At 46.7% G+C, this 17771-nt stretch carries 17 protein-coding genes; 4 read left to right on the forward strand and 13 right to left on the reverse strand.

Translation table 11 applies throughout. The features are described from left to right. The first annotated feature begins 163 nt into the window (after nt 1-163). Nucleotides 164-688, forward strand: a complete 525-nt coding sequence (locus tag RJ32_RS00990) for a hypothetical protein (protein WP_034818364.1) — start codon at nt 164-166, stop codon at nt 686-688. 89 nt (nt 689-777) lie between these two features. Here the strand turns inward: RJ32_RS00990 and guaA are convergent, their stop codons facing one another. From guaA to RJ32_RS01025, 7 genes are all read right to left on the reverse strand, one after another. Further along, nucleotides 778-2355: a glutamine-hydrolyzing GMP synthase gene (gene guaA / locus RJ32_RS00995; protein WP_034818366.1), complete on the reverse strand. Its 1578-nt coding sequence runs from the start codon at nt 2353-2355 to the stop codon at nt 778-780. Nucleotides 2356-2435: 80 nt separating this feature from the next. Next, nucleotides 2436-3905, reverse strand: a complete 1470-nt coding sequence (gene guaB / locus RJ32_RS01000) for an IMP dehydrogenase (RefSeq protein ID WP_034818368.1) — start codon at nt 3903-3905, stop codon at nt 2436-2438. Nucleotides 3906-4045: 140 nt separating this feature from the next. Next, nucleotides 4046-4753 carry a nucleotidyl transferase AbiEii/AbiGii toxin family protein gene (locus RJ32_RS01005; RefSeq protein ID WP_034818370.1) on the reverse strand — a complete coding sequence of 236 codons (708 nt, stop codon included), beginning with the start codon at nt 4751-4753 and terminating at the stop codon, nt 4046-4048. Between the two features lie 6 nt (nt 4754-4759). Next, nucleotides 4760-4966 carry a hypothetical protein gene (locus RJ32_RS01010; protein ID WP_011233833.1) on the reverse strand — a complete coding sequence of 69 codons (207 nt, stop codon included), beginning with the start codon at nt 4964-4966 and terminating at the stop codon, nt 4760-4762. Nucleotides 4967-5031: 65 nt separating this feature from the next. Further along, nucleotides 5032-5385, reverse strand: coding sequence for a hypothetical protein (locus RJ32_RS01015; RefSeq protein ID WP_034818510.1), 354 nt, complete (start codon nt 5383-5385; stop codon nt 5032-5034). Nucleotides 5386-5394: 9 nt separating this feature from the next. Continuing rightward, complete coding sequence (gene brnA / locus RJ32_RS01020) at nt 5395-5628, reverse strand: type II toxin-antitoxin system BrnA family antitoxin (RefSeq protein ID WP_034818371.1); 234 nt, start codon at nt 5626-5628, stop codon at nt 5395-5397. Further along, nucleotides 5615-5881 carry a BrnT family toxin gene (locus RJ32_RS01025; RefSeq protein WP_034818372.1) on the reverse strand — a complete coding sequence of 89 codons (267 nt, stop codon included), beginning with the start codon at nt 5879-5881 and terminating at the stop codon, nt 5615-5617. Before RJ32_RS01025 ends, brnA begins: the two co-directional genes overlap by 14 nt. Before the next feature lie 362 nt (nt 5882-6243). Between RJ32_RS01025 and RJ32_RS01030 the strand changes: the two genes are divergently transcribed. From RJ32_RS01030 to RJ32_RS01040, 3 genes are all read left to right on the forward strand, one after another. Then, the gene (locus RJ32_RS01030; RefSeq protein WP_034818373.1) at nt 6244-7992 is read left to right on the forward strand and encodes a DUF5666 domain-containing protein; all 1749 of its coding nucleotides are present in this window, start codon (nt 6244-6246) and stop codon (nt 7990-7992) included. Between the two features lie 217 nt (nt 7993-8209). Next, nucleotides 8210-9778: a sensor domain-containing diguanylate cyclase gene (locus RJ32_RS01035; protein WP_082815421.1), complete on the forward strand. Its 1569-nt coding sequence runs from the start codon at nt 8210-8212 to the stop codon at nt 9776-9778. A gap of 67 nt (nt 9779-9845) precedes the next feature. After that, nucleotides 9846-10130 (forward strand): hypothetical protein, encoded by a 285-nt coding sequence (locus tag RJ32_RS01040; protein ID WP_145914798.1) that lies wholly within the window; start codon nt 9846-9848, stop codon nt 10128-10130. A gap of 64 nt (nt 10131-10194) precedes the next feature. Here the strand turns inward: RJ32_RS01040 and cysQ are convergent, their stop codons facing one another. From cysQ to RJ32_RS01070, 6 genes are all read right to left on the reverse strand, one after another. Beyond that, nucleotides 10195-10929: a 3'(2'),5'-bisphosphate nucleotidase CysQ gene (gene cysQ, locus RJ32_RS01045; protein ID WP_034818376.1), complete on the reverse strand. Its 735-nt coding sequence runs from the start codon at nt 10927-10929 to the stop codon at nt 10195-10197. A 55-nt stretch (nt 10930-10984) separates the two neighbouring features. After that, entirely contained in the window at nt 10985-11329 is a 345-nt protein-coding gene (locus RJ32_RS01050; protein ID WP_034818377.1) for a helix-turn-helix transcriptional regulator, read from the reverse strand. A gap of 197 nt (nt 11330-11526) precedes the next feature. Continuing rightward, nucleotides 11527-12012 carry a hypothetical protein gene (locus RJ32_RS01055; RefSeq protein WP_034818378.1) on the reverse strand — a complete coding sequence of 162 codons (486 nt, stop codon included), beginning with the start codon at nt 12010-12012 and terminating at the stop codon, nt 11527-11529. Between the two features lie 15 nt (nt 12013-12027). Continuing rightward, entirely contained in the window at nt 12028-14232 is a 2205-nt protein-coding gene (locus RJ32_RS01060) for a S8 family serine peptidase (protein WP_034818379.1), read from the reverse strand. Nucleotides 14233-14366: 134 nt separating this feature from the next. Continuing rightward, nucleotides 14367-15836 (reverse strand): glucose-6-phosphate isomerase, encoded by a 1470-nt coding sequence (pgi, locus tag RJ32_RS01065; protein ID WP_034818380.1) that lies wholly within the window; start codon nt 15834-15836, stop codon nt 14367-14369. Between the two features lie 19 nt (nt 15837-15855). Then, on the reverse strand, nt 15856-17760 hold the full coding sequence (locus tag RJ32_RS01070; RefSeq protein ID WP_034818382.1) for a nucleoside-diphosphate sugar epimerase/dehydratase: 1905 nt from the start codon (nt 17758-17760) through the stop codon (nt 15856-15858). Nucleotides 17761-17771 lie beyond the last annotated feature (11 nt).

A 17771-nucleotide genomic window follows, 5' to 3' on the forward strand; every position in this document is an offset into this window, starting at 1 on the left:
GACGTTTACGTCAGGAACAATATCTCACCTGACATAAATGTCAGGCTACAACGACACACACCACCTCTGCAGCCCTTTATTTTACTGAACCTTTACAGTTAAAGGGCTGCTATTTAGCCTTCTGGGTGCCATAATACAAATGTCATATCCAAGGAGGCAAACTATGAAAAAATTGATACTAACAACAGCTCTACTCGCAAGCGGCTCGCTTATGTTTTCAGCAGCCAGCAAAGCTGATGATCTAAACTATGTTAGCGGCGGCTTCTCCGATTTCTACGATTCCGATTTTTACGTAGAAGGCTCCAAAACTATCGCCCCAAACTGGGTGGGTGAAGTACAGTTACAAGATATGGGTGACTACTCACTTCGTGCTGGTGCTAAATACTTCATGGACATGGGCGCAGGCAAGCAATTCAATACTTTCCTGAAAGCCGGTGTTAGCCACTATGACTTTGGCAACTACGACGACACCAGCGCTTATGCCGGTATCGGTACCATGACTAAGTTAAGCCAGCAGACCACAGCTATTGTGGATGCCGGTTATGACTGGGGCTTAGACGGCTTTGCATCAGTTGGCGCGCGCTTACGCTACGCCTTCACTGAGCAATTCTCTGCTGACGCCGGTTTCCGCGGAAACTTCAACAGCATCGACAACGAAGTGCATTTAGGCGTGACTTACCACTTCTAAAGGTTGGTACACGTATTCGGGTATCTCACCTGATGTGAACATCAGGCTACAAGGATTTCGTAGCCTGACATTTATGTCAGGTGGGGTCTTTATTCCCACTCGATGGTGGCAGGTGGTTTACCTGAAATATCGTAGGTGACACGGGAAATGCCGTTCACTTCATTGATAATCCGGTTTGATACCTTTTCTAGCAACTCATACGGCAAATGTGCCCAGCGCGCGGTCATGAAGTCGATAGTTTCTACGGCGCGTATGGCAATAACCCAGTCGTACTTACGCTGATCACCCATAACACCAACAGAACGTACCGGCAGGAATACCGCAAAGGCCTGACTGACTTTGTTGTACCAGTCCGCATTGTGCAGCTCTTCAATGAAAATCGCATCGGCACGGCGCAGTAAATCACAGTACTCTTTCTTAATTTCACCCAATACACGAACACCCAAACCAGGCCCCGGGAACGGATGACGGTACAGCATGTTGTAAGGCAAGCCTAACTCAAGCCCAATTTTACGCACTTCGTCTTTAAACAACTCGCGTAGTGGCTCAACCAAACCTAACTTCATGTCTTCCGGCAAACCGCCTACGTTGTGGTGCGATTTAATAACATGCGCTTTACCGGTTTTAGAACCCGCAGACTCAATTACGTCAGGGTAAATAGTGCCCTGCGCCAGCCAGTCTACTTCGGTCAGCTTACCGGCTTCTTCATCAAAAATTTCAATGAAGGTGTTACCAATAATTTTGCGCTTCTTCTCCGGGTCGTTCTCACCTTTCAACGCATCTAAAAAGCGGTCTTCTGCACGTATTGGCAAAATGTTCAGACCATAGTGGTCGCCGAACATTTCCATTACCTGCTCTGCTTCGTTCAGACGCAGCAAACCGTTGTCGACAAATACGCAGGTTAGTTGCTCGCCAATAGCGCGGTGCAGCAGCATAGCCGTTACCGACGAATCAACACCGCCAGACAAACCAAGAATAACCTTGTCACTACCTACCTGTTCACGGATACGCTCAATAGCGTCATCGATGATTTTTGCCGGTGTCCATTGCTTCTCACAGCCACAGATATCGCTGACAAAATGCTCCAGCATACGCATGCCCTGACGCGTATGAGTCACTTCCGGGTGGAACTGCACACCATAAAACTGGCGTTCTTCATCAGCCATGGCAGCATACGGGCAATAAGAGGTTTTCGCTACGGTGTGGAAGCCTTCCGGAATCATTTCCACTTTGTCACCGTGGCTCATCCAAACATCCAGTAATGGTGCACCAGACTCAGACACAGCGTCTTCAATAGCTTTAAACAGAGGGCTTTGCTCTACCAGTTCAATTTGCGCGTAACCGAATTCACGCTCCAGCGAGCATTGCACCGAGCCACCCAGCTGGTGTGCCATAGTCTGCATGCCATAGCAAATACCAAACACCGGAACACCGGCGTTAAATACGTATTCAGGCGCACGCGGTGAACCTTCTTCAGCTACGCTTTCCGGGCCACCGGATAAAATAATGCCTTTAGGCGCAAATTCACGGATGTCGGCTTCATCAACATCCCAGGCCCAAAGCTCACAATAAACGCCAATTTCGCGAATACGGCGGGCAATCAGTTGAGTGTACTGAGAACCAAAATCTAAAATCAATATTCGGTGGTCGTGGATATCTCTAGTCATTAGTCATCCTGTTAGTAGCCTGACATTGATGTCAGGCGCTATCTCGTTCCTGACGTAAACGTCAGGCTACGTCAATCAAATTATGAACTGCGGTAATTCGGTGCTTCTTTGGTAATGTGCACATCGTGTACGTGTGATTCGCCCATGCCGGCTGCAGTTACTTTTACAAACTGCGGCTTAGTGCGCATGTCATCAATTGTCGGACAACCGGTTAAGCCCATAGCTGAACGCAGGCCGCCCATTTGCTGATGAATAATCGCAGAAATTGGTCCTTTGTAAGCTATACGCCCTTCAATTCCCTCAGGTACCAGCTTATCGGCTTCATCGCTCTTCTGGAAGTAACGGTCAGACGAACCATTACGCTGGTTCATAGCACCCAGGCTACCCATACCACGGTATGATTTGTAATAACGTCCCTGGTAAAGCTCAACTTCACCCGGCGACTCTTCCGTACCGGCCAGCATGCTGCCCACCATCACACAATGCGCGCCGGCAGCCAGAGCTTTAGCAATATCGCCTGAGAAGCGAATACCGCCGTCAGCAATAATCGGAACACCCGAGCCTTTAATGGCATCTACGGCATCGCTAATAGCGCTAATCTGCGGCACACCACAACCCGTAACAATACGCGTAGTACAAATTGAGCCCGGACCAATACCAACTTTAACCGCATCAACGCCCGCTTCAACCAGCGCCTTAGCGCCAGCGGCCGTTGCTACGTTACCGGCAATAATTTGTAATTCCGGGTAGTCTTTACGAGTTTGCTTAACGCGGTCTAAAACGCCCTGAGAGTGCCCGTGCGAAGTATCAATAAGCAATACATCAACGCCCGCCTCAACCAGTAATTGAATACGTTCTTCTGTGCCCGCGCCAACACCGACAGCAGCACCAACACGCAATGAGCCCAGTTCATCTTTACAAGCGTTCGGTTTGTTTTCCGCTTTTTCAAAGTCTTTCAGGGTGATCATACCCTTCAACTTGTGCGCGTCATCCACAACCAGAATTTTTTCAATACGGTGTTTGTGCATAAGCTGAAGAATTTCTTCGCTTTTTGCCGTTTCGTGCACAGTGACCAGGCGATCATTGCCGGTCATTACGTGGCGAATTTCTTTGCTGTCGTCGTCTTCAAAACGCGTATCCCGACCGGTAACAATACCAACCAAGTCGCCATTACCTTCAACCACAGGAAAACCCTGAAAGCCATGCTCGGCAGTCAGCTTTTTAATTTCACCAATGGTGGTAGTAGGTCTTACGGTAACCGGGTCAGAGACCATGCCACTTTCGTATTTTTTAACTTTACGAACGTGCGCGGCTTGTTGCTCTGCGGTCATATTTTTGTGGATAAATCCGAGCCCGCCTTCCTGCGCCAGCGCAATTGCCAGTGCCGATTCAGTAACGGTATCCATCGCAGCTGAAACCAAAGGAATATTTAAAGAAATTCCACGCGTTAATTGCGTGCGTAAATCAGCGGTATGGGGGAGAACTTCGGAATGACCGGGAACGAGCAAAACGTCGTCAAAGGTCAAGGCTTCTTGGGCAATTCGCAGCATGTGCAACACTCCGTGACTGGATTCATGTTGCGGGTGGATTTTACCCGTTTAGTGCGTGGAATGCAAGTAGCCTGACTACGTTGATTTCGTAGCCTGACGTTTACGTCAGGAAAGATATCTCACCTGACATGAATGTCAGGCTACATACCACTGACTGATGAAAGTAATCGCTCAGAACCAGGAACCACCACACTATCAAAGTATTCTTTTTTCACCCCCATAGCTTCTGCTTCTTTTCTATAGGTATCATGATTATTCAGAAGGTTCTGAAGTGCCCGCCTTAAGCTGTTATTTACGGCATCAATTCCATAATGGGTGTGAGCTTCCGCGTACGCCTCGGGTGGTATCTCCCCCCAGTTTTCAAACATAACAATCAAATCAAATATGTCTTTATAAGGTTTCTGCATCCACCTATCAGCATTTGCCAGAAGCTTGGTGATAAAACATGAAGTACGGTCAATAAAAGGCACATTAAATAAATCTGCTTCATTCCCTTTTTCTAACGCATAGTTATCAAAAGCTACGAACTCAAGCTTAATTCTCACACCATCAACATCCAGAAAGGTGCGCACACCATATCTATCAAACGAAATATCGCGAGAATAAATAAAATCCTCTTTTACCAGCTCACCTAGCGTTCTATTAGTTACCTGTTCTCTTACCGCTCGAAATGATTTTTTGTCTCTACAAAGAAAATCGATATCAACAGACTCACGATACTCGCCAAGCTCAAGAGCAATGCGAGTGCCACCGCCAAAAAGAATTGAGTGTTCCGTTAAGTAATGGCTATTAAAATTAACCAGGCAACGCTGAATTAACTGGTGGTGTTTACGCTGGTAAGTGCTCATAAATTTTTACGCTGCACTTGGGAGAAAACCGCCTGCATCTTTTGCCAATTTATCAATTAGCTGACGCTCGCGCTTAAGCAATTGCCTTTCTTCGACAAAACGCCAGCGAGTTTCATAAATATCCAATGCTTCTTTAGGCGTTAAGTATTTCGTATTGGTATCCCACAGAAGCTTGTCGAGCTCTGGATAATAAGCACGATCAATCTTGTCCATCAAGCCTCCGCTTACTCTTAAATATTGATACTAGTTAGTCTAATTAAGTGATTAGTATTTGTCCACTAGGGTATCCAGCACACACCGCCTTTTAACTGGGGTTCAGGCTCGGGAATAAACTGACAAGTAGAATAGCCTGTTTGAGCATCTTTTTCGGCCTTCTTATTGTAGCGATGCACAGCATCCAGCAGTTCTCTCTCATCGGTAATGGTTTCACTACTGTACACCACATAACTCGCTGGCCCACCACATGCCTTTTTACCTATTGGCAGTACCTTACAGCTATCTATACTTTGCGCTTCCGGTTTACCAATAAGTTCTGTAATATCGGCCATAGTAACCGGAGTATCTGTTGCTGACTGAGCGGTGCTGCAACCCGCCAATAGCGCAGCTGTTGCAAAAGCTAAAAGTAGTTTCATGTGTTTCACCTATAGGTTCCTTTCAATCTGCTCAAGCCGCTCAGCTAACCAGACTTTAATAATAGATTGTCTTGTTACTCCAATGCGGGCAGCCTCTTCATCTAAAGAGTCTAGCATCCATTCAGGAAAATCCACATTCACTCGCTTTTGTTTGCGCATGGGTCTTTTCGCCTTTTCCAGCTCAAGCTCATCCATAACGTCTTCATCTGAATCAAACTTTTTGTCAAATTCACTCGCTTTCATAAAGCTTCACCTCACTATGCCTAGAGCGTCTGACAGAAATAATTCTGATTGCTCTTGTTCGATAAGTAATCACAGCTGACCAATGCTTTCCTTTGTACTTAGCTATAACTAAATAACGCTTTTCATCTTCAGTTTTAGCCGGAATTTCAATTAACTCCGGGTCATTCCAAAGAGATTGAGCAGAGTAAAAATCAATTCCATGCTTTTGCATGTTTGATAAACTCTTTGCTCCATCAAACTCGAAAACCAACATTAAATATATACCATTTATGAATAAAAATTAAACTTAAATGGTATTAAAACGTCATTACTAAATCACCCGACGAAAGCGTATTTAGTCATGAGATATTACATCAACGACAGAAACATAAAATCACCGATACCGATTAATTTATATTGAAAAACACTAAAAACGACATACAGTCACTTTATTCGGTGAATAAAAGGAGATGGTATGCCTTGTATCTACACAAGCGAAATCTTATAACAAAAACCTAACGTAACAAGCATTCAAAAAACACAATCTATCTGCTGGCAGCCCCCAAAATCATGCGCTAAAGTGAAGCTACATACACTTTTGTAAAAAGTGTTTTAGCAACAATAAGAGGTAGTACCATGCGTTTTAAACAGTCCCTTTTAGTCTTAGCAATATCCGGCGCGCTCACGGCGTGTGGCGGAAGCTCAAGCGACTCTACCAACGACAATACAAGCGGCGAAAACAACAACGGCGACACATCAACCACAACAACGACCGTTGTCAGCGAAGGTGTGATCACTGGCTTTGGCAGTGTGTATGTCAATGGCCAGCGATACGGCTCTGACAATGCCACTATCGCGGTCGGTAACTCGCCAGCAGCCGATGAAGCGCAACTAAGAGTGGGCATGGTAGTCACTGTCGCCGCTTCTGCATCCGATGACGGCAACGACCCGGAGGCAGAGCAAATCACTTATGAAGAAAGCCTGCAAGGCCCGGTTGCCTTCATTGACAGAGAAGCAGAGCAAATTGAGGTACTGGGTCAAACGGTTATTTATGATGAGTTAACTGAGTTTGAAGAAGCCGATATTAACACTTTAACCATTGGCGATTTTGTCGAAATAAGCGGCTACGTCAATGAAGACGGTGCGTTTTACGCTACCCTGGTTGAGCTGGAAAACGATGAAACGGAAATTAAGCTCAAAGGCAACGTTGCCAATTTAAACACAGACACTGAAACGTTTACGCTGGGTGAGTTAACCATTAACTATTCTGCAGCAGAATTTGACGATATGAACGCCGACGACCTTGCTGACGGACTGTTCGTGAAAGTCGAAGGCGAAGCTTACGATAATGAGTCCATGACCCTCACGGCAGATGAGGTCGAGAACAAAGAGCAGAATGGCCTCGACGAAGACACCGATGAAATCACCATTGCCGGTATCGTTAAAAACTATGACGCCGATGCCGGAACGTTCTCAGTAAATCAATACGACTTCGTCTTGGGTGAAAGCACTGAGTTTGAAGACGGCACTGCCGATACCTTAGCCAACGGTATTATCGTAAAAGTCGAAGCCGAGTTTGACGGTGAGCAGTTGGTTGCCGATGAGATAGAGTTCAAGGCCCGGAACGCGCGCAGTAAAGTCGAAGGTCAAGTAACAGACATTGACAGTGAAGCCATGACGTTTGTGCTTAATGGGACAACCTTTAGTATCACACCAGAGACCCAGTATGAGGATGAATCGGACTTAGACGAGCGCCGCTTCACATTTGAAAACATTGCTGCTAACGACTGGCTGAAGGTCGTCTCGCGTCAGAACCAAGAAGGCGATACGGTTGCACTGAAAGTAAAACGCATTGACGAAGATGACCGCGACGGCGAAGTGAAAGGCCGCGTGACGGATGTTACGACCGACGGTATGCGTGTCGCAAATGTCGCCGTACGTTTTGCCGACAACGTAGAATTTGAAGACGATGACGGCACAATTTCTATTGATGACTTTATTGCATTAGTCGAAAGCCGTAATGCGGTTATTGTGGAAGCCGAACGTGAATACGTTAACGGCTCGCTACTGGCCACTGAAGTTGAGATTGAAAACGTTAGCGGAGAGGATGACGATAGTGACGATGAACGTCCTGGCAATACAGGCAAAGCAGAATTTGAGGGCGCCGTAGAATCTATTGAAGGTGAGTTTGTTTTTGTGAACGGCAAAAAGCTTCGCTTTGCTGAAGACGCAGAGCTTGAATTCAACGATGGAAAAGTCGACGTCGCAACATTTATCGCAGCCCTTGAAGTCGGCACGGTTATTGAAATAGAAGGCCGCTGGGTTGAACAAAGCTACATCCTAGTAGAAGAAGCCGAAATCGAAAACGACAACGGCGAAGAATAATACCCTTCCAGTTACGCTTGGTTCAGTGGCTAAACCGCCACTGAACCAAGTTGCGCTTTAAACATTAAAAGCACTTTGCATGGTCAACTGCTCTGCTCGCCTTATTCCCCTTAAAATTATCCAAGATCCAAAAAAACCTCTGTGTTAACATTTAAATAATATATGCTTCATAAGTAATCTAGGTATTTAGTTAATTTCAGCGCATTCTGTAGGTTTCATGTCTAAATTGAGAAGAAACAGTTGTTATTTGATCGTCAATAACGACGGTCGCGTCATAGGTCAGTGCAACGGTAACCATGTTGATGGAACGCCGCCTGAACGCGTAACTGCTTACAGTAAACATACCCATGAAGCTGTTTCCTGGGATACTCTCATTCAAGACAAAAACGCTCCCGTTGAAGTTTATATAAACGCATTAGATAAACAGTTTGATGTAACCGCGACACCAATGACTATTGAAGGTATTCCATGCTGCCTGGTCGAATTTCTCAGTAATGACCCACACGGTTCTTGTTACTTATCATTGCCAAGCTCTCATCGACTCAATAGCATTATCGAAAGCACTGATGCTGGCACTTGGGAATGGAACGTACAAACTGATGAACTCATTATTAATGAGCGATGGGCGTCTATGGTCGGCTACACCATCGAGGAACTTAAACCAATCAGTACTAAAACCTGGCTCAGTATCCTCCATAAAGCTGACCATGAAAAGTTTCAGCGAGTTTTCCAGTCGCATGTTCTTGGCAAAACATCTTTTTACAGCGCAGATTTAAGACTAAAGCATAAACAAGGGCATGAGGTATGGATCAGGGATCACGGCAAAATTGTTACGCGCACTGAAGAAGGTGAGCCAGAGTGGTTCTCCGGAACGCATATTGATATTACAGAACTAAAACAGTTAGAGCGTGAACTTAAAAGCAGCCAAAAAACACTTCAAACTGCACAAGAAATAGCTCAGCTGGGCTATTGGTCTTTCACACTATCGGATAACTCATTGACCTGGTCACCCATTATTTTCAATATGCTTGGCCTCAGCCCTAAAACAACAGCAGCATCCCTGTCCTTGTTCAAAGAGCTGTTACACCCTGATGATGAGAATCTTTTTGAGGACAGCCGAGAGCGTTTATTTAATTCAAAAGTCTTCGATAAGACTCACCGTATCCGACACTCAGACGGACACTACTTATGGGTTCATATATATGCTCAATGGCAGCAAGATGGAGAGGTATTAGTTGGGACCATACATGACATTACCCAACAAAAAGAGCTGGAGCTAGAACTACTTAATCAATCACGTATTGACTCGTTAACGGGCCTAGCCAACCGGCGCTATTTTATTGAGCAAATTGAGCGCGCAATTACACGCTCAAAAAGAACATCAAGCCAGCTTTCTCTGCTGGTCATCGACGTTGACCTTTTCAAAAAGATAAATGACAGATTCGGTCACAGTACAGGCGACCGCGTCTTAGAGAAGTTGGCAAAAATTATGAGCGAAAGAGTTAGGAGCTCTGATCTTGTCGCCCGTATTGGTGGTGAAGAGTTTGCTGTCATGTTGCCAGATACCACTATTAATGACGCATTCAAACTCGCTGAAGAATTGAAAGAAGCCGTTAACTCTCAACCTATACAACTTAAAGACAATCAACTTTCTCTTTCTGTCACTATTGGAGTCAGCAGCCTATCTGACGAAAACTCAAACTGGTCCTCGCTCTATGGCGAAGCCGATAATGCCATGTATCAAGGCAAAAAAGACGGCCGAAACCGTGTTTTTATCACTAAGTAGTAGCGTTTTCCCAATAAAAGAGTGTTACTTTTAAATCGCGCAAACCCCGAGATCTGTCAGACGCTGGGTGCCATTGGGCTTTAGTGAAAAAGAGATATTCTCAGTTTTAGAATGGGATATATCGACGTACTATGATGAGTACGGAGAGGCCACCAATGGCGGGTATTACATTCTGCCTCGTTTCAACCACTACCAGCTGGCAGAGCGCCCTGAGTCTGAACCTTATGAGCCTCAGTCTGCAACAAAGTCTCAGTTAGAAAAGGTGGATGTCTCTAACACAGATAAATCAAGCAACTTGGGTTACACCATTGTGGATCCTCAGGCGGCAGCAACATCGACAAGCAAGCATTAATACTGCGTTGTGAATGACATAAATGTCAGGTCAGATCCGGCCCTGACGTTCACGTCAGGCTACCTCACCGGGCAATAAAATGCGGGTTCAAATAGTCTTCTTTTTGGTTATACAGCAGCGGGGCACCGGCAACGGTTGTAACTTCTCCGCCCGCTGCACCTAGTACCGCATGGGCTGCGGCGGTATCCCACTCACTTGTAGGTCCTAAGCGCGGATAAATGTCGGCTTTGCCTTCTGCTACCAGGCAAAATTTTAGCGAACTGCCTACTCCCAGCATCTCATACGGTTTGTCTAAAGCATCCAGCCAGTCGGTAGTTTCCTGCGACGGATGTGAACGCGAGCCTACTACGCGCAAGGTTTCCGACTTCCTCGAGGCAACGGAAATAACTTTGTCGTTTAAGAACGCTCCGCGGTCACGCTCGCCGGTGTACATAGCATTCAGAGCCGGAGCATACACCACTCCTAAAATGGGCACGCCCTTTTCTATCAAAGCAATGTTCACGGTAAACTCGTCGTTGCGCTTAATAAACTCTTTGGTGCCGTCAAGCGGGTCGACTAACCAATAGCGACACCAGTGCTTACGCTGCGCCCAGCTAATATTCGATGACTCTTCTGAAATAACCGGATACTGAATATCCAGAGCGCGCAAACCATCACAAATGATATTATGCGCGGCTAAGTCTGCTTTTGTCAGCGGGCTGTCGTCGGCTTTTTTCTGCACATCAAAGTCATCGCTTCGGTAAATGTCCATAATGGCAGCGCCAGCCTCGCGGGCTATTTCCTTTACTTCTTTAAGCATGAATCATTCCGTTAAGTCACGTCTGTAATGAAAATGGGTTGAGAAATTGAAGAGCTCAGAAATCATCATCAACGGCCTTTTGCGGTTTACGCGCTCTTTGCGGCAGCAGAGCAAGTTTCTCCTCGGTACGCTTAATGTTATTCGCTAATTTTGGAGAAGACAGTTCTGCATTGAATAGCGGCACACCGACAATACTGGCCACCTCGAATACGGCACCTATTTCACACTTAGGATCAGCCTTTTCAATACGCTGAAGCATACTTCTTGAAATACCTGCGCGCTCTGCAACTTCCTGAGTACTAAGCTTGCGCTCAATGCGCGCAGCACGAATAAGCCCAGACAGTAGAGTCAGGGCTTCTTTGGTGTATTGTGAGTAGGTACGTACTATAGATTTTGGCATGCAATTGATTTATATATAAACCATTAAACTGCTTAATGAGTTACTTATAAATCAATTTAGTTTGCAGCCGCGAGTTTGTCAAATGTTTTGCGGGCTTATCTCTTCGTAGCCTGATATTCATGTCAGTCTACATCGAAAACAAAAAAACCGCATTCAGGCAAAACCCGAATGCGGTTTTCACTTAATCATACTACAACTTAAAGTGTATGAGGCTTACGAAGGTTTTCCACAATCTCAACTTTAATGCTGTTAACACCGCTTACACTGCGTAACTCATCACGCAGTTTTAACATATTGGTGCCGTCAGGCGCTTTAAGCATAGCCAGGTTTAAACGTGAATAAACACGCTCAACCGTCAAACCAAATTGAGACGCTAAAGCATCAGCGTCAACATCACTAGCTAGAACAGTAATAATTCCTGATACATATGCCTTCTCACCAGTAATGCGGTTAATCATTTCAGTTCCGGCTAACAACACATTATCTTCATCTCCCGAAAGCTTTGCAGACTCAGGTAGCTTAGTGAAACTGTATTGCTGATAATCGCGCTTTGCATCCATTTGAGGTAATTGCTTTTTAGCCGGTTGTTGTTTTTTCATCGGCTCAGGAATTTCCTGTGCCGTGGCCGATACAGCAACTACGCCACTGACGGCCACCGCTAATAGTGCTTTTGTTAAATTCATATCACTTTGCTCCTATTAATGACCGAACGCACGAACGCTAACGGTTTCTAAAACTGAAGGTACTGAGTTGTTTGATACCGGTAGGCCACTAAGGTTCAAGTCTTCACCATTAGTATCAACGAAACGTACCGTCCATTCACCCGCGAGACTTTCACCATAAAAGGCATTTGCCAGAAATACAGTATCTTCAAGAATATATGGGCTACATTGGCCATTAGCACCAGCTAAAATTTCCTGACGACCCGACAGTAGCTGAGTAGTTGTACCCGCCGGAGAAGTTACTTCAATAGCTAAATCTGAACCTGCAGTACTGTAAAAAGAACAACCAGACCCATCAAAGTCTACGTTGCTAACCGTTAACGAGAACTGTAAGCCTTCTAGCGTCATGTCATCTTCGACAGTGAAACTATAACTGGCTCCATCAGCATCGTTATCAGGAATATCAATCGCTGTTTCTGGTGAGACATTCATCCAGTCAGTTTCAATTAGCTCAGCCATTGAACCGGCTTCCATTTCTTTTGCCATTGCGACAGCTGCACCTGCATTAACACGGCCAAAACCGTATTTCAGGTTAAACGGATAACCAGCCGAGTTTTCAATCCAGCCAGGGTCTGCAACAAACTCACCGCCGTTAACTTCAATAACAACAGCTTCGTCTTCTACGTCTACTTGGTCAGCAGTATTTGCCATAATATGGCGAATTTCTCGCGCGCTCAGCGCAGGGTTTGCAGAGCCAATTAAAGCAACTACACCCGTCGTGTTAGGAGCCGCAGACGAGGTTCCATTAAAGGTACTAGTAAAGTTACACGACGGATTCTCCTCGTGACCCGGGGCATTAAAGTTGCTGAACGCTTCAAAATACCCAGGAGCTCCCGCTTGAGCATCAATTGCATCCTGATACGGGAAGCTACTATACCCCTGTAAACAAGTTGACTGGTCAGTTGTGACCATAGCCGGAGCAAATTCACCATATTCACCCGCTGGCGCAGAAATAAACGTATTAGCTCCCGCAGTTGAATAACTTGTGTGGTTACCATCAGAATTCACAGCTGCAACAGTTGTGGTATAGAAGTTAGCATTTGAAGGATCCATATTACCATTTAAGCAAGTAAGACCCGTGCTGATAGCACCATTTACAGCACATAATCCCCAAACACCACCGTCAAAGGAGTTGCCAGCCGACTTCACGTTAATAGCGCCAAGGCCATTACGTAACGCAGTCGCTGCGTACTTTTCAAACACTTCGTCCGTTGGAGATGTGTAATAAACATAAGGAGCTGAGTAACCGTAGCTGCGGTTATAAGCTATGATAGGATCGCTTTCAGAAACGCCGCTGCCTGGCAAACCATGGATTAAAGCTGAGTTCAGCTCGTTCTGATCAACATTTCCACCCAGGTAGTTAGCTCCGAACACTTGAGCCTGCGGAGCTACGCCGCGTCCACCCAGGCCATTTCCAGCAACGGCTGCAATCAAGCCCGCAACAGAGGTACCGTGATCACCGGTGTTGCTCAACGTATTAGTAGGATCCATTTTATTAGTTGCATCAGGATCAAAGTTTAATGACATATTTGGCGCAATATTGTCACGCAAATCCGGGTGCTGAATTTCCAAACCAGAATCAGCTACACCAACAATCATTCCCTGACCAAAAGCACCTTGCGCATAAGCTTCAATAACGTTCATGTCTTCGCCGGGAACATAAATGCTTTCATCAAAAAATTGGGCTAGCGCATCTTCTTCTGTCCAACCAAAATTGTTTACTAAGAAGTCCAATGCCGCCTGTGTTTGAGTGTAAGTTTTCTGACCGGTGTTATTTAAATGCCACTGCTGGTAAGCCAGCGGATCACTTTTAATAGTCGAGCTTTCAACCGTCACCGTTTCAGTGGTGCTTAATTCGCCGTCACTAACCGTAATTTCAATTGTCGCGGTTTCAGCACGCAACGGAATATACGTGAACTCCCCTTCACCATTAATTTCCACATTGCCTGGCGCAGTTCCGTCTTCAGGAGCCACAACCGATGCAGAATAAGTAACATCACTACCGTTAGGATCGGTAGCAGTTACTTGACCTGTCATAGGTTCCCACTGAGTTCCTTCTGCAGCAACTTCGACTGCCGAAACCGTTGGTGCGTAATTATCATCGTCACTGCCACCGCAGGCTGCTAACCCCATGACAACAGCAGCTGATAATGCCGTTAGTTTAAATTGTTTTATTGGCATTTTTACCTCGTTATTGTTGTTCCCCTTAAAGGAACGACACTATAACGAGACTGTTGTAATTTTGTAAATAAAAAATGTAACAAACCTTTAACGGAAACTTAATTTCAAAACAACAATCAGGCTACATAATCAAATCACCGCATACGCTGAATGATGGCGTCGGTACTCTCGTCAAAGGACTCGTCGCTTTCGCCGTCCAGTACGCGCAGTACGTCCATGGCAATTTTCTTGCCCTTTTCCACGCCGGGCTGGTCAAAGCTGTTCAGGCCCCAAATAACGCCCTGGGTAAACACTTTGTGCTCATAGGCGGCTATTAAGGCGCCAAAGCTCTCGGGGGTCAGTTCGTCCATTATCAGCAGGTTAGACGGGTGCCTGCCCGGATAATGGTCACTGGGTGAACCGGCATTCTCGCTGCCGTCCCACATTAAACGCCGGTGCGCCAGACAGTTGGCTACAGCCAAACGCTGCTGCTCTGCAAGACCACTGCGGGTAGCTTCCGAAAAGCCCGGGGCTTCGCGTTTAAGCACGGTGACAAAGTCCGCAGTAAACTGATCATAACCCTGATGCAAATGCTGGAAAAACGCGTGCTGTCCGTTAGGTCCAAAACCGCCCCAAATAATAGGGCCAGTGGGGTAATCAATGGCCTCATTCTCGGCAGTGTACTGCTTACCATTGCTTTCCATATCCAGCTGTTGCAGGTAGTTAGGTAACATACGTAAGCGACCGTCGTAAGGCAAAATGGCTAAGTTATTAATGCCCAGTTGCTCGCGGTTATACACCCCATACAAAGCCAGTAATACCGGCAAATTTTCTTTCAACGGCGCGCCTAAAAAGTGTTCGTCCATGGTTTTTGCGCCTTCCAGCATGCGCTCAAAAGGTCTAATGCCAGTGGTTAACGCTATGCTCAAACCTAACGCCGACCACAACGAAAAACGCCCACCTACGCCTTCGCCAAAGGTAAACTGCTGAGCCGGTGGTATACCGTAATCCGTCATTCCCTGTACATTGGCCGACACGCCTATAACGTGGTTTGCCAGCCATTGCTCCTGAGTTAACTGAGGCTCTACCCATTTTCGTACTGTGTCCACATTAGCAAAAGTGTCTACCGTGCCAAACGACTTAGACGAAACAATAAATACGGTAGTTTCAGGATCAACAATAGGCAACACGGCATACAGCTGGCCGCCATCCATAGAGGACACAAAATGCACCTGCAAATCGTGCACTGCGGCGTCATCCGCAAATTCACGCAAGGCAAAAGCGCCCATCTGCGGCCCCAGGTCAGAGCCACCCACGCCAATGTTCACTACGTCGGTAATGGGTTTTCCGGTGCTGCCTAACCAACGGCCGGAACGCAGCTTTTGCACGGTATCCACAAAGCGGGTTTTGCGGTTACTTTGTTTTGCCACCGCGTGCACGGAACGGCTGAGTACATGAGTGACCGGGCGGTCTTCGCTTATATTGCGGTATTCGCCGCGGCACAGTTGCTGGCGGTGTTCATCGAAGTGTTCAGGTAGGCGTTTGCCGGCCGTTTCAAGCAGTTCGTCCACTGAAAGTTTTTGGTAGCTGGTATCTAAAGCTAAGTAAGGTCCGTTTTTAATCATTATTTCGTCCTTTTATACGTCAGGCAACATCGGTTTCGTCTTCACTACAGGTGCGGTGTTTATTCCAAATAACATCACAAATCTGGTTGTCAGCTGGTGCGTAGCCGGTTGGGGCGTCCAGCAATAATTGACGCAGCTCGTCTATCGCAAACCGCTGACAGGCGTCATCCAACAGTCCCAGCAGTTTCTCCATTTCGTCCCAACTTAGCGACTGCTCATTGGCACGCAATATACGCGAGTGGTCACTGGCTTCCACATTGTCGCCAATTAGCAGTTCTTCGTATAGCTTTTCACCCGGGCGCAAACCACTAAACTCTATGGCAATGTCACCATGCGGGTTCTTCTCGGTACGCTCTTCGAGGCCAGACAAGCGGATCATTTTACGAGCTAAATCGACAATTTTAACCGAGTCACCCATATCCAGCACAAACACCGAGCCGGAATGTCCCATGGTGCCAGCCTGTATCACGAGCTGCGCAGCCTCGGGTATGGTCATAAAAAAGCGGGTAATATCGGGGTGCGTTACGGTGACCGGCCCGCCGTGTTCAATTTGCTCTTTAAACAACGGCACCACGGAGCCCGACGAGCCCAATACATTACCAAAACGCACCATAGAAAAGCGCGTTTCGCGTTGGCGTTGTGCCAGCCCCTGCAATACTAATTCTGACAAGCGCTTGGTGGTACCCATGACATTAGTGGGCCGCACGGCTTTGTCAGTGGAAATTAACACAAACTGCTTAACACCGGCAGAAATAGCGGCTTCCGCTGTATGCCAGGTGCCAAACACATTGTTGCGCACGCCCTCAACCATATTGTATTCAACTAGAGGTACATGCTTATAAGCCGCGGCGTGGTATACGGTGTCCACAGCAAAAGCTCTCAACACAGTTTCAATACGATTCCGCCGCTGAACCGTACCTATAACCGGAATAATCTCAGCGCCAATGCCCTGCTGCTGACAAATTTGTGTTAACTCGCGCTCAATGGCGTATAAAGCAAATTCCGACAACTCATACAGCACCAACGCTTTAGGCCGCTGTTTCAGTATTTGGCGGCACAATTCAGATCCAATAGAGCCACCCGCCCCCGTTACCAACACGGTTTGCCCGGTAATATGCTTTTCCATTAACTGTGGCGCAGGAGTCACCGGGTCACGCCCTAACAAGTCTTCTACGCGCACGTCCTGTAGCTGGTCAATCGACAAGTCGCCATTCACCATATCGGCCATGCCGGGTACGGTTTGTACTTTTACCGGCAGGGCTTCCAAAGCATCCAGAATTTGACGGCGCCGCGAGCGCAGCGTGCTGGGCAAAGCCAACAAAATACGTTGAATATCCAGTTCTCTAGCCTTATCCTCAATATTGCCCGCAGCTAATACGGGCATGCCCAGTACCGAAGTCCCCTGCAACTTCTTGTCATCATCCACAAACAATACGGGATGAAACTCACTGCCGTTGATCAACGCCTGCGCTAACTGTCGACCCGCCGAACCCGCACCATAAATAATCACCCGCTCCTTTTCCCGGCTCATCGCCCGCTGATACCCCTCGCGTACCACCAGACGACTACCGCCAGTTAATAACAAGGTAATGAGCACGTAATTCACAACCGTCGATACCGGTAAAGCAATACCCATCAATAAGGCACCGATCATCAGCACCGCACCGCTGAATATAACCGTCAAAAAGACCAGGCTCAGTATTTTAAAACCAACATAACGAACTACGGCCCGATACAGCCCAAAGCGGATAAAGGCCAGTAAGGTAATGGCTAACACAATACCGCCGAGGATCACCCACTGCGACCAACGTAGCGGCATAACGGCATCAAAGTTCAATAAATAAGCAGTAACCATGGCAATGCTGATTGATACCACATCAACCACCAGACCAATGCCCCGCTTCACATTGCGGGGCAGCTGCATTAACAGTTTTA

The organism is Idiomarina sp. 28-8, from assembly GCF_000320945.2.
Classification (GTDB): Bacteria; Pseudomonadota; Gammaproteobacteria; order Enterobacterales; family Alteromonadaceae; genus Idiomarina; species Idiomarina loihiensis.